At 55.5% G+C, this 15,148-nt stretch carries 17 protein-coding genes; 15 read left to right on the top strand and 2 right to left on the bottom strand.

Annotation, left to right across the window (positions count from 1 at the left end; genetic code table 11):
* The first annotated feature begins 3 nt into the window (after positions 1-3).
* From B145_RS0119055 to B145_RS0119040, 4 genes are read left to right on the top strand one after another with little or no spacing between them, the layout of a single operon-like run.
* Positions 4-951, top strand: a complete 948-nt coding sequence (locus B145_RS0119055) for a hypothetical protein (RefSeq protein WP_018609507.1) — start codon at positions 4-6, stop codon at positions 949-951.
* Positions 952-970: 19 nt separating this feature from the next.
* A complete protein-coding gene (locus tag B145_RS0119050; protein WP_157288520.1) occupies positions 971-1,258 on the top strand; it encodes a hypothetical protein in 288 nt (95 codons plus the stop codon).
* A gap of 2 nt (positions 1,259-1,260) precedes the next feature.
* Positions 1,261-1,773 carry a lysozyme gene (locus tag B145_RS0119045; protein ID WP_018609503.1) on the top strand — a complete coding sequence of 171 codons (513 nt, stop codon included), beginning with the start codon at positions 1,261-1,263 and terminating at the stop codon, positions 1,771-1,773.
* Positions 1,774-1,775: 2 nt separating this feature from the next.
* The gene (locus B145_RS0119040; protein WP_033407708.1) at positions 1,776-2,363 is read left to right on the top strand and encodes a hypothetical protein; all 588 of its coding nucleotides are present in this window, start codon (positions 1,776-1,778) and stop codon (positions 2,361-2,363) included.
* A 180-nt stretch (positions 2,364-2,543) separates the two neighbouring features.
* Here the strand turns inward: B145_RS0119040 and B145_RS0119035 are convergent, their stop codons facing one another.
* Both B145_RS0119035 and B145_RS0119030 read right to left on the bottom strand, forming a co-directional pair.
* The gene (locus B145_RS0119035; protein ID WP_018609501.1) at positions 2,544-3,335 is read right to left on the bottom strand and encodes a DUF726 domain-containing protein; all 792 of its coding nucleotides are present in this window, start codon (positions 3,333-3,335) and stop codon (positions 2,544-2,546) included.
* Between the two features lie 93 nt (positions 3,336-3,428).
* The gene (locus tag B145_RS0119030; protein ID WP_018609499.1) at positions 3,429-4,022 is read right to left on the bottom strand and encodes a hypothetical protein; all 594 of its coding nucleotides are present in this window, start codon (positions 4,020-4,022) and stop codon (positions 3,429-3,431) included.
* A gap of 387 nt (positions 4,023-4,409) precedes the next feature.
* Here B145_RS0119030 and B145_RS0119025 point away from each other — a divergent pair, with 387 nt between their 5' ends.
* The 11 genes from B145_RS0119025 to B145_RS0118975 all read left to right on the top strand — a co-directional run bounded on the left by B145_RS0119025 (position 4,410) and on the right by B145_RS0118975 (position 15,148).
* The gene (locus tag B145_RS0119025; protein WP_018609497.1) at positions 4,410-5,522 is read left to right on the top strand and encodes a N4-gp56 family major capsid protein; all 1,113 of its coding nucleotides are present in this window, start codon (positions 4,410-4,412) and stop codon (positions 5,520-5,522) included.
* A gap of 9 nt (positions 5,523-5,531) precedes the next feature.
* Positions 5,532-5,972, top strand: coding sequence for a hypothetical protein (locus B145_RS26335; RefSeq protein ID WP_018609496.1), 441 nt, complete (start codon positions 5,532-5,534; stop codon positions 5,970-5,972).
* A gap of 63 nt (positions 5,973-6,035) precedes the next feature.
* On the top strand, positions 6,036-6,416 hold the full coding sequence (locus tag B145_RS0119015; protein WP_018609494.1) for a hypothetical protein: 381 nt from the start codon (positions 6,036-6,038) through the stop codon (positions 6,414-6,416).
* Positions 6,417-7,097: a phage adaptor protein gene (locus B145_RS0119010; RefSeq protein WP_018609492.1), complete on the top strand. Its 681-nt coding sequence runs from the start codon at positions 6,417-6,419 to the stop codon at positions 7,095-7,097.
* 121 nt (positions 7,098-7,218) lie between these two features.
* The gene (locus tag B145_RS0119005) at positions 7,219-8,391 is read left to right on the top strand and encodes a hypothetical protein (RefSeq protein WP_157288519.1); all 1,173 of its coding nucleotides are present in this window, start codon (positions 7,219-7,221) and stop codon (positions 8,389-8,391) included.
* A 9-nt stretch (positions 8,392-8,400) separates the two neighbouring features.
* Complete coding sequence (locus tag B145_RS0119000) at positions 8,401-8,853, top strand: hypothetical protein (RefSeq protein WP_018609488.1); 453 nt, start codon at positions 8,401-8,403, stop codon at positions 8,851-8,853.
* Positions 8,854-8,862: 9 nt separating this feature from the next.
* Positions 8,863-9,258, top strand: coding sequence for a hypothetical protein (locus tag B145_RS0118995; protein ID WP_018609486.1), 396 nt, complete (start codon positions 8,863-8,865; stop codon positions 9,256-9,258).
* A gap of 6 nt (positions 9,259-9,264) precedes the next feature.
* Positions 9,265-10,101 carry a hypothetical protein gene (locus B145_RS28810; protein ID WP_157288518.1) on the top strand — a complete coding sequence of 279 codons (837 nt, stop codon included), beginning with the start codon at positions 9,265-9,267 and terminating at the stop codon, positions 10,099-10,101.
* A gap of 6 nt (positions 10,102-10,107) precedes the next feature.
* Positions 10,108-11,574: a hypothetical protein gene (locus B145_RS0118985; RefSeq protein WP_018609483.1), complete on the top strand. Its 1,467-nt coding sequence runs from the start codon at positions 10,108-10,110 to the stop codon at positions 11,572-11,574.
* Complete coding sequence (locus tag B145_RS0118980) at positions 11,574-13,388, top strand: hypothetical protein (protein WP_018609481.1); 1,815 nt, start codon at positions 11,574-11,576, stop codon at positions 13,386-13,388. The genes B145_RS0118985 and B145_RS0118980 overlap by 1 nt, the downstream gene beginning before the upstream one ends.
* An 11-nt stretch (positions 13,389-13,399) precedes the next feature.
* Positions 13,400-15,148 (top strand): hypothetical protein, encoded by a 1,749-nt coding sequence (locus B145_RS0118975; protein WP_018609479.1) that lies wholly within the window; start codon positions 13,400-13,402, stop codon positions 15,146-15,148.

Genomic DNA, 15,148 nt, shown 5'->3' with positions numbered 1-15,148 from the left:
TTGATGGAAACGACCGAAAACCTGGATCGCGGTGACAACTACGTTGAGGAAGCTACCTCCGCCACTACCACTGCAGCGCAGCCAGCCACTGAGGGCCAAGTGGCTGAAGACGATGCCCAGACTACCCAGAACACGGATGGCGACGTCACGGAGCAGACGGATGAAGACCTGCCGCGTGATGAGAAGGGGCAGTTTGCCCCCCGCATTCCGAAGGCACGCTTCGACGAAGCCGTAGGTAAGGAGCGTGAAGCACGTGTTGCGGCAGAGCGCCGTGCAGCGGAGGCCGAGAAGCGTCTTGCTGCGCGGGAGCAGGCTGTGGCCCAGGTTGCCGAGACCAGCGAGCTTGAGTCCAGGGTTGACAGCATGGAAACCCAGTATGCCAAGCTCCTACTGGATGGGAAGGATGAGGACGCTGCAAAGCTGCGCCGTGAAATCCGCACGCTGGAACGCCAGATCGCTACGACGGAAGCCACACAACGCGCCAACCAGCAAATTTCGCAGACGCTGGAAGTCGAGCGGGTTCAAGCTGCAGTTGCCAAGCTGGAAGCCGAGTACCCCACGTTGAACCCCAGTTCTGAGCAATATGACAATGATCTGTGCGACATGATTCTGTCGTACCAGAACCTGCTTGTCACACGGGACGGCCTGCCTCCTTCCGCCGCACTTGTGACGGCAGCAGAAAAATTCCTGAAGCAAAAAGCGGCCCCTGCGAAAGAGGAACCGCAGAAAGGCTTGTCCGCCGCACAGGTCACTGATGATCGTAAAAAGGCTCAGGTCAAGAAGAACATCGACACGGCTGCCAAGCAGCCACCAAGCACACATGAAGTCGGACTGGATTCTGACAAGGCAGGCGCCACCAGCGCCACACCTGATGCCACGAAGATGAGCGCCGAAGAGTTTGCCGCATTGCCGGAGGCCACGAAGGCACGCATGCGCGGGGATTACATTTAACAGTCGCAAAGGCCAGGGTATGAGCGAGAGGTTCACAAAAATGCATGTGTTCGTAGTCCTGGCGATTGCTGCCTTGATTGCAGCGGTAAGCGTAGTGTGGCGCGAGCGGCACAACTGGGTTCATTCAGCATCCATGACATCCTTGTCGTTGGCCGCTGTGCTTGGCTGGGTGAACAGCAACGCAGCGGCCCTGTCCTTGCTGATTGGGGTTGTGTTTGGGGTGATCAACTCCTGGCTCAAGCATCGCATTGCAGTAGCAGCGGAAGCGGGGAAGCTGAAAGCCAGTGACGCGGCGAAGGAGGATTAACGATGGCGCGTGAGATTGCACCCTGGATCAGTATCGGTGTGGGGGCCACCGGTATCGTGTCGGCCTTCCTGATTGCATTCACAGCTCATTTCGAAGGCACACGGTATGTAGCGTACCAAGACCCCGCTGTGCCTGGGTTGCTGACCGTGTGCCGAGGCATCACCAACCGGGCTGCGCCGGGTTGGGTGCAGCCAGGGCGTCGCTATACAGAGGCCGAGTGCGCCGACAAAGAGGCCCAGATCATTCAGGCCACTATTGCTCCCGTGATCGACAAGTGCCGTACTGTGCCGATCAGCCAGCGCCAGTGGGAAATGCTGATTGATTTCGCCTGGAACGTTGGCCCGCAGACAGCTTGTCACTCCACCTTGATGAAGAAACTCAACGCGGGTGACTGCCTTGGCGCTGCGAGCCAGTTTGAGCAGTGGGATAGGGCAGGCGGTCGACGGTGGGCCGGATTGACAGCTCGGCGCAAGGCCGAGGCCAGTGAATTTCGTGTTTGGTGTGGGAAGGCTTAGCCGTGAATATCTCCATCCAGCCTTATGGTCGCGTGCTACGTATCTCAGTGTGTGTGGCCCTGGTTGTAGGGGTCGCGGTTGGCTCTTACCTGTTCGGTGTACATACGTCAGCCCCCAAGCCGGAAGTGATCACCGCCGCACCCCAGGAGCGCCAGTCTGATCAGTCAGTGATTGCCGAGCGCAAGCCGGAATCCACCCCGACCAAGCCACCGCACAAGATCCCGATGGGGGTGACTGAAGAGCGCCGAGTGAGCATCAAGCTCAAGCCTCCAGCCTTTACCAGCCCGGCAGGCTGCCAGTGCGACCCCGCGCCTCTGGATGTGAATTTATCCCTGGTGCAGGAGGAGGGCGGGCGCAGGGTGATAGCCAGCAGCCCGGAAGGGCGGATTATCTCTGCACTGGACGTACCTATTGAAGCGGCACTGATCCCTGAATCCCATCCCTGGGCCGCAGGGATCAGCGTAGGGTACGCCAAGACCCCAGGCGTGTGGATTGAGCGCGACCTAGGGCGCCTGCGCATAGGGGGTGAAGCGCTCAGGGAATCGGGCGGGGGCGTGCAGGGGCGTGTGCGCTTGGGGTGGGTGTGGTGATGCCTGCTTACCCATATTGAAAGGTGACTTGCTGCCCATTTATCTTGGAAGTCTGAGACACATCATCGGCATAGTCTCACGCTTTGAAAAGCTGGCGAATGAATCCGCCAGCTTTGCTTGTGGCTATACTTTTGTCCCCAGATCAATGCAACTTCCTCCAGAGCTTGCAAGTTCTTGTTTCTAGAGCGTGACATATTTATTAGGCGATGTTGTGTGAGTGCCGCCAATGTATCTAAATATGGCTTCACTTCGCTTATAGGCTCCGTGACTTGAGATTACCGCTTTGCAGTTCGCGACATATATGTTTTTTGACGATTCGACAGAATTTTTGTCCTCGGGGCCGAATAGACCGATGGCATTGTCTAACTCTGCTGCTCGGTATGCGGCTGCAAGCACCTCGTCTCGTGCTGAATGCATAACAAATATCCTTCCGGCAGAGTTTAGTGCCGGAAAGAACTCCTCGTTGTATTCTAAGCATTCATTGTCAACAGCTCCTGCCATGCAGTAGTAGTTTCGAACTAATGTCGTAGAGGCTTCTTTTAACGCTTTAAGTGAAACTCTAGCCCCTAGACTATGGGAAATAATATCGATAGTGGAGTTGTTTTGTAATGTCTCTAGAAGTTGTCGGAACCGTCGGGCAACAGCATTGGCTCTCGATTTAGCATCCCACCATTCCAATTTGTGGTCGCCACCAGGCCATGTGTATCCGATTACCTCGTCGTAGGTGTTTGGTAGGTTTGTGTGGATTTCGGTTTCCATGATCTGGTATGCATCACAGACCTCAAAGAACTCGTTGTTGTAACCATGCACTAATATGCAAATATTTTTACCAGTTATCGCGTTTGCAAGTTCTTTTGTGGAGTATGTGTTTAGTGTCTTGTCATCTTTTAGATCTACTTCACGAATTATATGTTCTTCTTGGCATAAATTGTCGGAGTTTGTAAAATCACGCCGTGAGCTTACAATGATCATTTTGGTTCTCCTCTTTGCTAAAAGTTAGTGCGCAATTATGACTAACAACAATAGTGTGACTTTTGGTGAGCTATGCGTTGCTAATGACATGTGTTAGTTTGTGGTAGAAGGGTTTGCTGTGATATCGGTATATACAAAAGACAAATCAGAGGTACTCCAGCCGTTATCGCTGAAAAATCGCACTCTAAGCAAGTAAAGTTTTCCTGGTTTTGCAGGAATGGCGACACTTTCTTTGTATTTTGAACCTGGATTAAGATTGTAGTTGCCACTTTTGTAAGATTGATACTGACCTATCATGTTGTATTTGACCACCGGCCAGTCTTTAGGTGGAGGCGCGTCGCCACCTAGATCCCAGTCGATGACTTGTTGATTGGGGCCGATTCCTTGTGCAGGGTTTCTGTATTCGATTACCGTAAGCTCAAGGCCCTCGTGCTCTTCATCGTATCTTCCTGAGCGAACTGGGACATTTCCGACATTGTCTATCGTGACATTTGCCAGTATGAGTGGGGTTTTTGTATTTTTTGCAATCAATTTTGGTTCAATAGCAATATTGATGTTTTCGGCGTTATCTCTGTGAATGGTAAACTGGGAGTATGACCACCATGCACCTATAATAAGCGCGACTGGCCCAGATGCTTTGGAAATAAAATCCAAAGCTCTTCCTAGGGTTTCTTGGCTAAATTTCATATGATCTTTTTCGGCCGCCCGTTTGGATTATTTCAAAAGGCCTATGCTGAGGATGCTTCTGCGATCTTACTTGGTTGATCAGTGTTGGCTTTGCCCTTGACAAAACAGTAGGCTACCCCAGCCCGAATGTGTATTTGCTATGATCGTTAGGGCAGCTCTTGTGCCTGCAGGTAATTGCGCAAGGGGTCATCCTCCCTCCCTTGACAATCTGTAAGAGTTGTATAGACTTCTTAAAGAGCGTTAACGCATAGCTACCTGCGATACAGGCAGCCGGTTCGTCCCCGTCAAAAGTCGTTTGAAGTTTTCTCGCAAGTTGCCAGCGACACAGGCACCGAGCGGCCCGCGATGAGGCCAAGAGAACCCTGAACGACTTTTGGAGGTTGCCGCATGGCACAAACGAACTTTGCCCTGCTCACCAATGAGCAGAAGACGGTCTGGAGCCTGGATTTCTGGCGTCAGGCCCGTAACCTTTCCTATGTGAACAAATTCCTCGGCAAAGATGCCAACAGCCTGATTCAGCACATTACGGAGCTGAAGAAGACTGAAAAAGGTGCGCGTGCCGTCATCACCCTGCTGGCTGACCTTGAAGGCGATGGGGTGGTGGGCGACCGCACGCTGGAAGGCAATGAGGAAGTGCTGAAGTCCTACGATCAGGTGATCCAGATCGACCAGCTTCGCAATGCCAACCGGCATGAAGGCCGGATGGCTGACCAGCGTTCGGTGGTGAATTTCCGCGAGAACTCCCGCGACAAGCTGGCCTACTGGCTGTCAGACCGTATCGATCAGCTTGCCTTTCTGACTCTGGCAGGCAAAGCCTACTCCTATGCCACCAATGGCAAGACCCGGATCGGTTCCGATCTGAAGAACCTGGAGTTCGCCAAGGACGTGACTCCCCCCAGTGCTAAGCGCATATTCCGCTGGAACAATGCCAGCAAGCTCATTGAGCAGGGCGGTGGGAGCAATACGGTTGCGGCAGCCGATACACCGTCCTGGGAGCTGTTTGTGCAGCTCAAGGCATATGCCAAGGAAAACTACATGCGGGGCATCATGGCCGATGGGGGTGAAGAGACCTTCCATGCCTTCCTGTCCCCGATGGCGATGTCCAGGCTCAAGCTGGACCCGACCTATATTGCCAACCTGCGTTACGCACAGCAGCGCGGTGCACAGAACGAGCTGTTCACCGGGTCGAGCGTGAAGATCGACGGCATCTACCTGCATGAATTCCGGCATGTGCCGAACACGCGTCTGGCGCCAGCCGGGTCGAAGTTTGGCTCCACCGGTACGGTCGATGGTTGCCAAGTGCTGTTCTGCGGTGCCCAGGCACTCGGCATGGCCGACATCGGCAACCCGGAATGGGTTGAAAAGGAATTCGACTACGACAACCAGCCCGGCATCAGCGTTGGCAAGATTCTGGGCTTCCTGAAGCCGCAATTCACTACGCAGTACAGCGACGGCACCAAGGAAGATCATGGTGTCATTTCCGCCTTTGTGGCGCAGTAAGGGGTGACTATGAGCCAGCTCAAGAAAGCTCGGGCCGCGCAATGGCCCTTGGTGTCCGAATTCACATTCAGCTTCGATGACACGATCTCCGATGTTTCCGGCGTGATGCGCTCATTTGGGGCGAATTTTGCGGATCAAGCGATTGCTGAAATCATCAATCTGCCCGAGGCAGCCGTGGTGATCGGTGGTGAGATCGTGGTGGAAACAGCGGGGGCAGGGCCGACGGCATACACCGTATCGCTGGGCGATTCCGCTATGCCCAATCGCTATGCCGCCGCAGTCGATCTCAAAACTGCCGGGCGCACCCCACTGACCCTGACGGGATACCGCAGCAGCGAAAACCTGCGCCTGACTATCGGGTCGACGGTTGCCAATGCCACGGCTGGCAAGGCCACGGTTCGTGTGATGTACACGATCCCTGGCCGTGCCAACGAAACGGTTCCGAACTAATTCACGCCTCCTTGTGGTGGATTCGGGCGGGCGAAAGCCCGCCCACCTTTAGAAAGGTGAATCATGCCCAAATACACGCTTAACCGTACCCACACCCATCGTTCAACGCACGGTGTCATTTCGTTCCTGAAGGATGAGCCGACCTGGGTGCCTCCGAACATGGAACGTGAGATCGTCGCCATTGGTGGGCAAGTCGCGGAAGGCGAAACTGCGCCGGAGATGATTGCTCCGCCGCCAAAGGAATCCGTGCAGCTCACGGAAGCCGAGCGGAAGGAATATCTGTTCCTGGCCTTTGAGGAGATTGTAGCCACCAACGATGCCAAGGACTTTACCGGCCAGGGCGTGCCGACGGTCAAGTCGGTAGAGAAGCTGGTTGAATTCAGCACGGATCGGGCCGAGATTGTTTCGGCATGGGCTGAGTACAAGATTTCCAAGGCAGGCTAAATGACACCGGCTGAGTTGCTGGCCTCGTTTCGCTCAGAAGTGGTGGATACTGCCAAGCCTTACCTGTGGTCGGATGACGAAGTCTGGCGGTATATGAACGAGGCGTACATGATGTTCTGGCGTCTCGTCGGTGGGTTGCCTGATTTCATGTCGTCCGCATGTGCGGTGGCAGTGGTATCGGGGCAGCCGACAAGTGCCCTGCATCCCGCTATCCTGCGCATCATCAGTGCCACGCGCCGTTCGGATCGTGCTTCCCTCGAAATCATAAACGCTGAAGACCTGGGACGCATGCGTTCCTCCGATTACGGGCAGGTCAAGACATTGGTCTTGGATGAAAGGCCAGGGGCGGTGCGCTACATGGTGATCGGGATGCAGAAAAATGTAGTCCGCTGGGTGATGGTTCCAGACCAAGATGACATCGTAGACCTGCATGTGTATCGCCTTCCGCTGAACAGGCTTGCGAGCGATAGCGCCCAGTTCGAAGAGCTTGAAGACATCCATCATTGGTCATTGCTCAAATGGATGAAGCATCTCGCATATGGCAAGCAGGATGCGGAGACCTTTGACAAAGGCCGGGCTGACTTGTTTGAAGGCGAATTCCGCGCTTACTGCGCACAAGCGAAAGCAGAGCAGGACCGGTACAAGCACAAGACCAGAGTCGTGGCTTATGGAGGCTTGTGAACAGAACTCCCAGCCGTGAGTGGAGTGTTGTTCCGGTTTGTTCCTTTCGCCGGAAGTAACCACGGACGCCAGCGGCAGCTTCATTCTCCAGGTTGCCGCTGGCACCTATTTGGAGGTGTTCATGAAACCAGTGGAAATCAGCGCCAGCCTTGGGGTCAGGAACGATCTCCCACCGGATCGGTTCAAGCCGGGTGATCTGCTGGCGGGGAACAATATAGAGATTGATGAAACCGGCAAAGCCTGTCGTCGTCTGGGGGCCGTGCGCAAAATTGCCGGAAAATGCCACAGCTTGTGGAGCAGCGAAGGGGACTCCTATTTTGTCCAGAATGGCTGGCTATGTCGGTTCAGTGATGGCGGGCTGACGCCGATCAAGCAGGTCGCAGGCACGCGTTTGTGCTATCAGCGGGTCAATAACGAGGTGTTCTGGAGCGATGGGACTGAAACAGGTGTGCTGAAGGGGGCTTCGCCCCGACTGGCTGGCATAGACCCTTCTGCCACGCCTGAAGTCGGCTTGTGCCTGGGTTCTGTGCCAGCAGGCTCCTACCTTTATTGCGTGACCTATGTGCGGGATGACGGCCATGAGTCAGGCGCCAGCCCCGTGCAGCGTGTGGAGGTGGGCGCAAACAGTGGCCTTGCATTCTCCCTGGTGGCCTCTTCGAACCCCGCTGTGAGTCATATCAAGGTCTATGTGTCCGAGCGAGGAGGGGAGCTGCCGTTCCTGGCCGCAACCGTGCCTAATCAGACCAAGTCTCTGATGTTGTCTGAAATTCCTACGCGAGGGGTGCCAGTACGTACTCTCCACATGGGGCCAGCACCTTCCGGCCGCGTGCTGGGGTACTACAATGGGCGCCTGTATGTGGCCCAAGGCCAGTGGCTGTGGTACAGTCAGCCCTACGAGTTCGAACTGTTTGACCGCGTTGGAGGGTATCTTGGATGCCCCGGTGTGGTGACTTTGTTCGCCCCGGTGTCTGACGGTGTCTTTGTTGGGTCTGATAGAGAAATCGTATTTCTGCAGGGGAGCGACCCTGCTGAATTTACCCGGATGAAGGCGGCGAACTACGGCGCTGTTTTGGGGACTGCTGTCGAGGTGCCGGGTTACTACGTGGGGGACGGTACGACGCAAGGCCCGATCTGGATGTGGGCCTCGGAACGGGGGATCTGCATGGGGACCAGCGGCGGGCAGTTCAAGGAATTGACGGCGGGGCGCTATGTGCTGCCTGCTGCATGCAGTGGAGCAAGTTTGTTCAAGGTTCGCGGCGGTACGCCGCATCTCATTACGGCCCTGCGCGGCTAAGGAGTTCATATGGCACTACGTCTTTCCACAGGGCTGGTGAATGCCGTGATGGCGTCCAGCTCACTCAAAGCGGCTATCGAGGGGGCGAATGGCTTCGTCATCGACATCTATAGCGGCACTCAGCCGACCAGCCCGGATGCCGCTGCGACCGGCACTCTGCTTGTCACGGTGAGTAACAACGGTGCCGGAACTGGGATGCATATGGGGGCGACCGCCACTGCCGGGGTGATCAGCAAGGCGGGTGCCGAAACCTGGAGTGGCACTGCCGTTGCGGCGGGAACGGCGGGGTGGTTCCGCTGCCGTCAGGTTGGTGATACGGGGGCGGCTGCAAGCAACAGTGCAATTCGTTTTGATGGAGCGATTGCAACAAGCGGCGCAGAAATGACGCTCGGGTCTTTGACGATTTCGGCGAGCGCCCCGTTCGTGTTGAGCACAGCAAACTTTACTCTGCCGATGGCGTAAGGAGCCAGCATGTCACTATTCATTCCTGCTGTTGGAGAAAACAAGCTCCTGGCGCTGATGCTGGGGGCAGGAAACCAGCAACTGCATTTCTACACGAATGACATTACGCCTGCCGACGCAGATACTGCAGCAAGCTACACCGAAGCGAACTTTTCCGGCTATGCAGCCAAGACGCTGACCGGCTCATCTTGGACCATCGCACAAAACGCGAACGCTGTGGCGGAGGCTGCGTATGCCGAACTGAGCTGGACGAATGCGGGTTCCAGCCAAGTGATTTATGGGTATTACGTCACTGATGCAACAAGTGGGGTGCTGCTGTGGGCGGAGCGCTTCAGCGCCAGCGTCACTGTGATGTCCGGTGATGTGATCAAGCTGACACCGAAAATCACCTTGAGCAAGGTGTGACTTGTTATGGCTATTCAAATCAGCACCGCAGCGAAGAACAGGCTGCTGAATGCCTTGGTAAAGGCTACAACGGCGGCTGGTGGGTGTTTGCCCGGCACAACTGCGACGAGCGTGGTGCGGTTACGTATATTGACCAGCGCTCAGCTTGCACCCGAGAGTACCAGTTTGAGTAGTAGTTGGACGGCCAGCGACACCTGCGCCAATATGTGGAGTACAGGGGCTGTGGGAGGCGTCAAACAGCTTGGTGTGACGTGGAGTGGGACTTCGGCTGTAACAGGGACCGCGCTGAGTTTCTGCGTTTATGAAAATTCGGTGGGGTCAGCTTCTGTGACAGGAACGGTGGGTTTATCTGGATCAGGGGCCGATTGTATTCTGGATACCCTGACGATCAACACCCCCTGCAAAGTGGTGTCGATGTCTTGGAAGATTCCTGCAACAAATGGTGCGACGGTTCGGTGGAACGAAGCGCTGCGTAATGCGATTCTGAATTGCCTATTCATTACGGGTACAGAACCAAAGCTGGCCGATGGCGGTACTCTGACATTGTACGGTGGAACTCAGCCGACTTTGGCGAGCGATCCAATATCCGGTCAAACAGCTTTAGCCACCTACACCTTTGCGACGACCGACTTTAACGACGCAGCTTCAGGGAGTATTGCGTTGGCAGCAACAAAGGCCACGACATTTGTTGCAGCGGGAACCGCTACATGGGGGCGGTGGACAAAAGGTTTGTATGCTATGGATCTGTCCGCAGGGACAGCTGGGTCGGATATTACTTTGTCAAGTGCACTTGTTGCATCGGGGGCTAGTCCGACCATCACTGCTCTTACTTTGTCAGTTTGATGCCATATGGCAAGTCTTCCCAATCTTGTCTCCGGTGAATACAGCGCGTTGCAGGGCAGGGTTCCTGCATTGTTCGCGGGTGAATACCTTCTTCCTCAGGGGCGCATCCCCAGCCTGCTTGCTGGAGAGTACAGTCCGCCGACCACTTACAGCCTGAGCGCAAGCGGTGGCATGCAGGTATCGGGGGGTACATCGGCACGCAATATCGTTCAACAGGTTGTGGCAAGCGGCGGGTGCCAACTTGCAGGTGCGACGGTTGTTGCGGTAGAAACATTGAATTTTCGCTCTGATGGCATTGGCATAACACTGGCGGGAAAGGCTCCATATCGCAATGCTACCCAGCATCTGGTCATTGCAGGGGATGGCGTGCAGGTATCCGGGGGAGCGGATTACCGCAATGCAACCGTGCACGAGGACGCGAGCGGTGGCGCACGGGTGTCAGGGGCTGCCAGCATCAGTGTCGCTCTTGGCAATCTGATCTCGGTTCAACTGCCGAGTTTCGTGACGGTTATTGCTGCACGCCAAGGTACTTTCGCTTCGTTGGAAATCGCGTTACCGAAGATCACCTCAGAGCAACTTGGCTTTGTCGGCGGGGTCGGGAAATTTGATCTGAGCTTGCCAGCATTGAGCGCAGAATTGGCTGGTGGTTCTTACGTGCTGGCTGCATTGTTGCCATCCCTCGGCAGCTCCATGACGGGTGCTGTCGGCATATCTGCGGTACTCGATACCACCTTGCCACGCTTGAACGCAAGTTCGACAGGTGCGGCAACTCAGCTTGCTGAACTTAGCCTTTCTGTCCCCCGCGTGAAAGTGGATCTGGTCGGGGTGCCGGGTGTTGTTGGTTCGCTGTCTGCCGCACTCAACAAGTTGGGATTTGCCGCCGACGCTGTTGTGGGTGCTCGTGCCGAACTGTCTGTGGCGCTCCCCCGTATTGATGGGCACCTCTTTGCGCTTCAACAGATCAACGCTTCGGCTGACATCACCTTGCCAAGGCCCGTTGCCAATCTGGCGGCGGAACTGATTGAAAAACTGATTCTTGTGTTTGCGACGAACACGATCACAAATGCCAGCACGACGTTTTCGGATTATCCGTTCAACAGCTTCTGTGAGATAGATGGCCGGTATTACGGTGCTGCAGATGATGGCCTTTATCAGTTGGAAGTCCCCCAGGAGTCGATACCGTTCTCAATGAAGACGGGGAACCTGGATTTTCGGGAACCGCATCAGAAACGTGCGAGCGATTTCTACATCGACATGCATAGCCAGGGCGACATGGTTCTCACCGTGTCGACGGACGAAGGTGACGCCTGTGAGTACGTGGTGAACGGTGATGTTGCCACACTCCATCAGCATCGCGTAGCCCTGGGAAAAGGGCTGCGCGGCAGGCACTGGCAACTGTCCCTTGCTGGTGACAAGGACTTCGACTTCAACAGTTACACCGTGGTATTTGCGCCCACGACAAGGAGGGTTTGATGGGGACCGATATTGGCGCAATGCGCGACAGCAACATCTCGTCGATGAACACTATCGTCGACACGATGACAGGCTTCATGAATGACCTGAAAGGTGTGGCTACAAGTCAAGTTACCGTGGGCAAATCCTATGCGGATTTTCTTGCGCAATACATACAGAACGATTATGCGGATACTATTTCCGCAGTCGCTGAGCAAGCGCCGTCAGAGCCTGTCTTTCCAACAGATACTGCTACTCGTCCGAGCGATGTGTCGATAGGTACGATCAACATCCCGGATTTTGGCCCTGTTCCTGAACTGACTCTGGCAGAGCCTGCACTCAGTTTGCCTGCGGCCCCAGACGCGTCGTTGCCGGATTCTCCAGGCAATGCCCCAGAGTTGAACAGTGCTGTGCTGCCGACCGCGCCGACGATTACCTTGCCTGCTGTCCCCACGATTCAGGCTCTGGCCTTGCCCGAGGCTCCTGTAATAGACATCCCAGTTTTTGATGTGGCTGCACAAGCGGACGATCTGCTTGAACCCACATCGAAGTTCGAGTTCAGTGAGCAGATGTATTCGTCTGTCTTGCTAGATGCAACGAAGACAAAGTTGCTCAATGATCTGCTCAATGGCGGCTACGGCATTGATGCAGGTGACGAGGAGGCTCTTTGGGCACGTGCGCGTGAGCGTGAGTTGCAGAATGCGGAAATCCAGATCCAGGAAGTGGCCCGTCAAGCCGCTGCGCGTGGAATGATGCTACCGCCTGGAGCATTGAATGGGGCGGTTACGCGGATTCAGAGTGAAGCGCTTGAGAAAACTTCAAGTTTGTCTCGTGACGTGGCACTCAAGCGTGCAGACCTGTATGTGGAGAACCGCAGGTTCACGATTGAGCAGGCGCGTGAGCTGGAAGCCATGATGATTCAGTATTATGGATACGCGGCGGAAAGGGCGCTCAATGCAGCCAAATATCTTGCTGAATTTGGTGTGCAGATTTTCAATGCGAAGTTGCAGCGCTTTCAGGCCAGGGTCGAGGCATTCCGTGGCGCAGCCCAGGTGTATGAGACGCAGTTGCGCGGAGCGCTTGCCCATCTTGATGTGTATAAGGCAAAGGTTGAAGGCGCACGCCTGACTGTTGAAACCCAGCAGTTGTACGTTTCGCTCTACAACTCACAGCTTGAAGGTGTGCGTTCCCTGGTCGGTCTGTACACGGCGCAGATGGAAGCCGCAAAGATCTACACCGACGTTGAACGTTCCAAGCTGGAACTGTTCCGCACGCGGGTCGAAGCTTATCAGGCACAGGTTGGAGCCAAGAGTGCCGAGTTCGGAATGTATGAATCCCGCATCCGTGGCGAAATGGCAAAGGTCTCGCTCTATCAATCGTCTGTGAGCGCTTATGCCAATAAGGTGCAGGCTTACCAGACAGGCGTGGCAGCCAAAGAAACCATCGTTCGCGCTCAAGTTGCTGCCGCTCAGCTTCCGCTTGAACAGTACAGGGCGAAAATCCAGATGTACGGAGCGGATGTGGCCCGCTATCAAACGGACGTGAACGCCGCGCTTGGTGTGTATGACTCAAGAATAAAGAAGTATACAACGCGTGTTGATGCACAGGCCAAGTTTGTCCGCGAGCGCATCAGTGCGGCACAGGCCAACGCGTCCTTGTCGGCGCAGGTGGCGCAGATTGAATCATCGCACCTGATAGCTACGGCACAGGCGATCAATGCTCATGCGCAAATTGTTGCAGGCGCGGCGGCTGCTGGCATGCGGGAAATGGGGCAGGTTGCAGGAGCAATCGGTGCGGCGGCAGGTGGTCTGGCTGCAGAAATTACAACGGGTTAAGGAGTACGAACATGGCTCTTGGTGATTACATTGGGCAGATGATGCGTGGTGCGGGGGACTGGATGTCCCGAAAAGGCCAAGGAGTGGGTAGCCGCACTGCTACGTCAATTCAGCAACCTGCTTCTGTGCCCCGCCCAGGCGGGCCTGTACCGATTGACCCCTCTGTGGCAAGTAATGCGGTATCCCGGTACGGTTCAGCGAGTGCTGCTGAAGGCCCGCTGGCAAGCACCGCTGTAGGCGCTCGTGCGAACGGGATGATGTCCCCCGAAGCAGCAGCGTTTCGCGCGTCCCAAACGCCAAACGTGGCTTCGACGACGGAAGCCCCCGCGCAAGTGGCAGGTCAGGCTAGTAGGTTGGCAAAGTTTGGTAAAGGTCTAGGGCTTGCTGGCGGAGTGCTCCAGACGGCAGGGGCTTTGGGCGATATGGGCAATCGTGGGGTCAATGCAGACAACGCGACGGATTTTGCAGCGGGTGGTGCGCTTACCTATGGTTTGCTGGCGAACCCCGCTGTTGCTACCGGAGCGGGAGCATTGACCGCAGGTAAGTTCATTGGCAAAAACCTTGTGCCGGACAACATGGCTGTGGGATTGGCGAGGGCGTGGAATTCTCTGACCGGTAACAGCGCGGCAAATAGAACCGAGCCAGGGCTTCAAGTGAATCAAGACCTGATCAACCAGATCGCCAAAGAACATCCAAACGGCATGACTGCCGGGATGCTCAGTGGGCAGCCTATGCAATCCTCTCAAGAAGCTCCAGCTCTGAGTCAGCAAGTTCCGCAACAGACTGTTCAGCCTGTCGGTTTGCGCCAGCCTGTTGCAGATCTCATCAACTCGAATGGTGTGCCACCGGCCGGAACGGGATGGGTGCGCAATAACTCAACAGGCAAAACCATGAATGTTGGTGGTCAGGCGCAAGGCTATCAGCCGGTTGACGCGGCCAGCGTGGGTGGCAACGCGGGAGGCGGAGGTAATCAGCCTACTCGTCGTGTGTCGAACGAGCAAAGTGTGGGCGCTCCTCCGGCCATCGATACATCCCTTGAATCGAATGATCCTTCCGGCATGAAGACTCTGTTCAAGCTGTATGCGCAGCAACCCGCAGCAGCGCAGTATGCCGGGGCGATCAATCGCGCCAAAACAGCGGACAACCTGGGGTTCCAATACGCCAACCTCGATACCAATGCCGATCTGCAGCGCCAACAGATGCAACAGCAAGGTTTGTTCAAAGCGGCTGATCTGGCAATGCAACGTCAGAACCTTCAGTACAACCGCGAAATGGCGATCAATCAGCTCGGGTATCAACGACGGATGGATAACGAGAAACGCATCAACGATCAGCTCGATAAGGACTTTGGGCAGGCGTATGACAAAGACAATAAACCGAATCAGGCTCGGCAAAAAGCCGAGCTTGGTTTCAATAATGTGCTGGCTCAGGCGGGCCTGAGCCGTGGTGACATCACGCCACAGATGTACAACGTGATTCACGATGCTGTGCAGTCTCCCGCCTGGGACACCGACCCTGGCATTCTGAACAACCTTGTACAGAAGTTGATGGGCTACAGCACCTCCACGACCAATAACCCGCTGAAGGCGACGGCTGCAACCGGGTTGCGTGGCCCAGGTGGCGTGGGCTTTGTGACTGGTGATAACAGGTTGAAGTTCGGCAGCAGCCTTGGTTACGGTGGGCTGGTAGATGGCGGAAATCAGGAGGCACAGGACCGCTATCGTCAGGAGCTTCAGAACCTCTCGGATCAACGTCGTTAA

Source organism: Uliginosibacterium gangwonense DSM 18521 (assembly GCF_000373965.1).
Lineage (GTDB): Bacteria > Pseudomonadota > Gammaproteobacteria > Burkholderiales > Rhodocyclaceae > Uliginosibacterium > Uliginosibacterium gangwonense.
This window is presented reverse-complemented; position numbering and strand designations above follow the sequence as displayed.

Coding starts and splice junctions, on each gene's coding strand:
- B145_RS28810 (WP_157288518.1), top strand. CDS start 9,265: ATGGCTATTCAAATCAGCACCGCAGCGAAGAACAGGCTGCTGAATGCC.
- B145_RS0119045 (WP_018609503.1), top strand. CDS start 1,261: ATGGCGCGTGAGATTGCACCCTGGATCAGTATCGGTGTGGGGGCCACC.
- B145_RS0119005 (WP_157288519.1), top strand. CDS start 7,219: ATGAAACCAGTGGAAATCAGCGCCAGCCTTGGGGTCAGGAACGATCTC.
- B145_RS0118980 (WP_018609481.1), top strand. CDS start 11,574: ATGGGGACCGATATTGGCGCAATGCGCGACAGCAACATCTCGTCGATG.
- B145_RS0119010 (WP_018609492.1), top strand. CDS start 6,417: ATGACACCGGCTGAGTTGCTGGCCTCGTTTCGCTCAGAAGTGGTGGAT.
- B145_RS26335 (WP_018609496.1), top strand. CDS start 5,532: ATGAGCCAGCTCAAGAAAGCTCGGGCCGCGCAATGGCCCTTGGTGTCC.
- B145_RS0118985 (WP_018609483.1), top strand. CDS start 10,108: ATGGCAAGTCTTCCCAATCTTGTCTCCGGTGAATACAGCGCGTTGCAG.
- B145_RS0119030 (WP_018609499.1), bottom strand. CDS start 4,022: ATGAAATTTAGCCAAGAAACCCTAGGAAGAGCTTTGGATTTTATTTCC.
- B145_RS0119015 (WP_018609494.1), top strand. CDS start 6,036: ATGCCCAAATACACGCTTAACCGTACCCACACCCATCGTTCAACGCAC.
- B145_RS0119000 (WP_018609488.1), top strand. CDS start 8,401: ATGGCACTACGTCTTTCCACAGGGCTGGTGAATGCCGTGATGGCGTCC.
- B145_RS0118975 (WP_018609479.1), top strand. CDS start 13,400: ATGGCTCTTGGTGATTACATTGGGCAGATGATGCGTGGTGCGGGGGAC.
- B145_RS0119035 (WP_018609501.1), bottom strand. CDS start 3,335: ATGATCATTGTAAGCTCACGGCGTGATTTTACAAACTCCGACAATTTA.
- B145_RS0119025 (WP_018609497.1), top strand. CDS start 4,410: ATGGCACAAACGAACTTTGCCCTGCTCACCAATGAGCAGAAGACGGTC.
- B145_RS0118995 (WP_018609486.1), top strand. CDS start 8,863: ATGTCACTATTCATTCCTGCTGTTGGAGAAAACAAGCTCCTGGCGCTG.
- B145_RS0119055 (WP_018609507.1), top strand. CDS start 4: ATGGAAACGACCGAAAACCTGGATCGCGGTGACAACTACGTTGAGGAA.
- B145_RS0119050 (WP_157288520.1), top strand. CDS start 971: ATGAGCGAGAGGTTCACAAAAATGCATGTGTTCGTAGTCCTGGCGATT.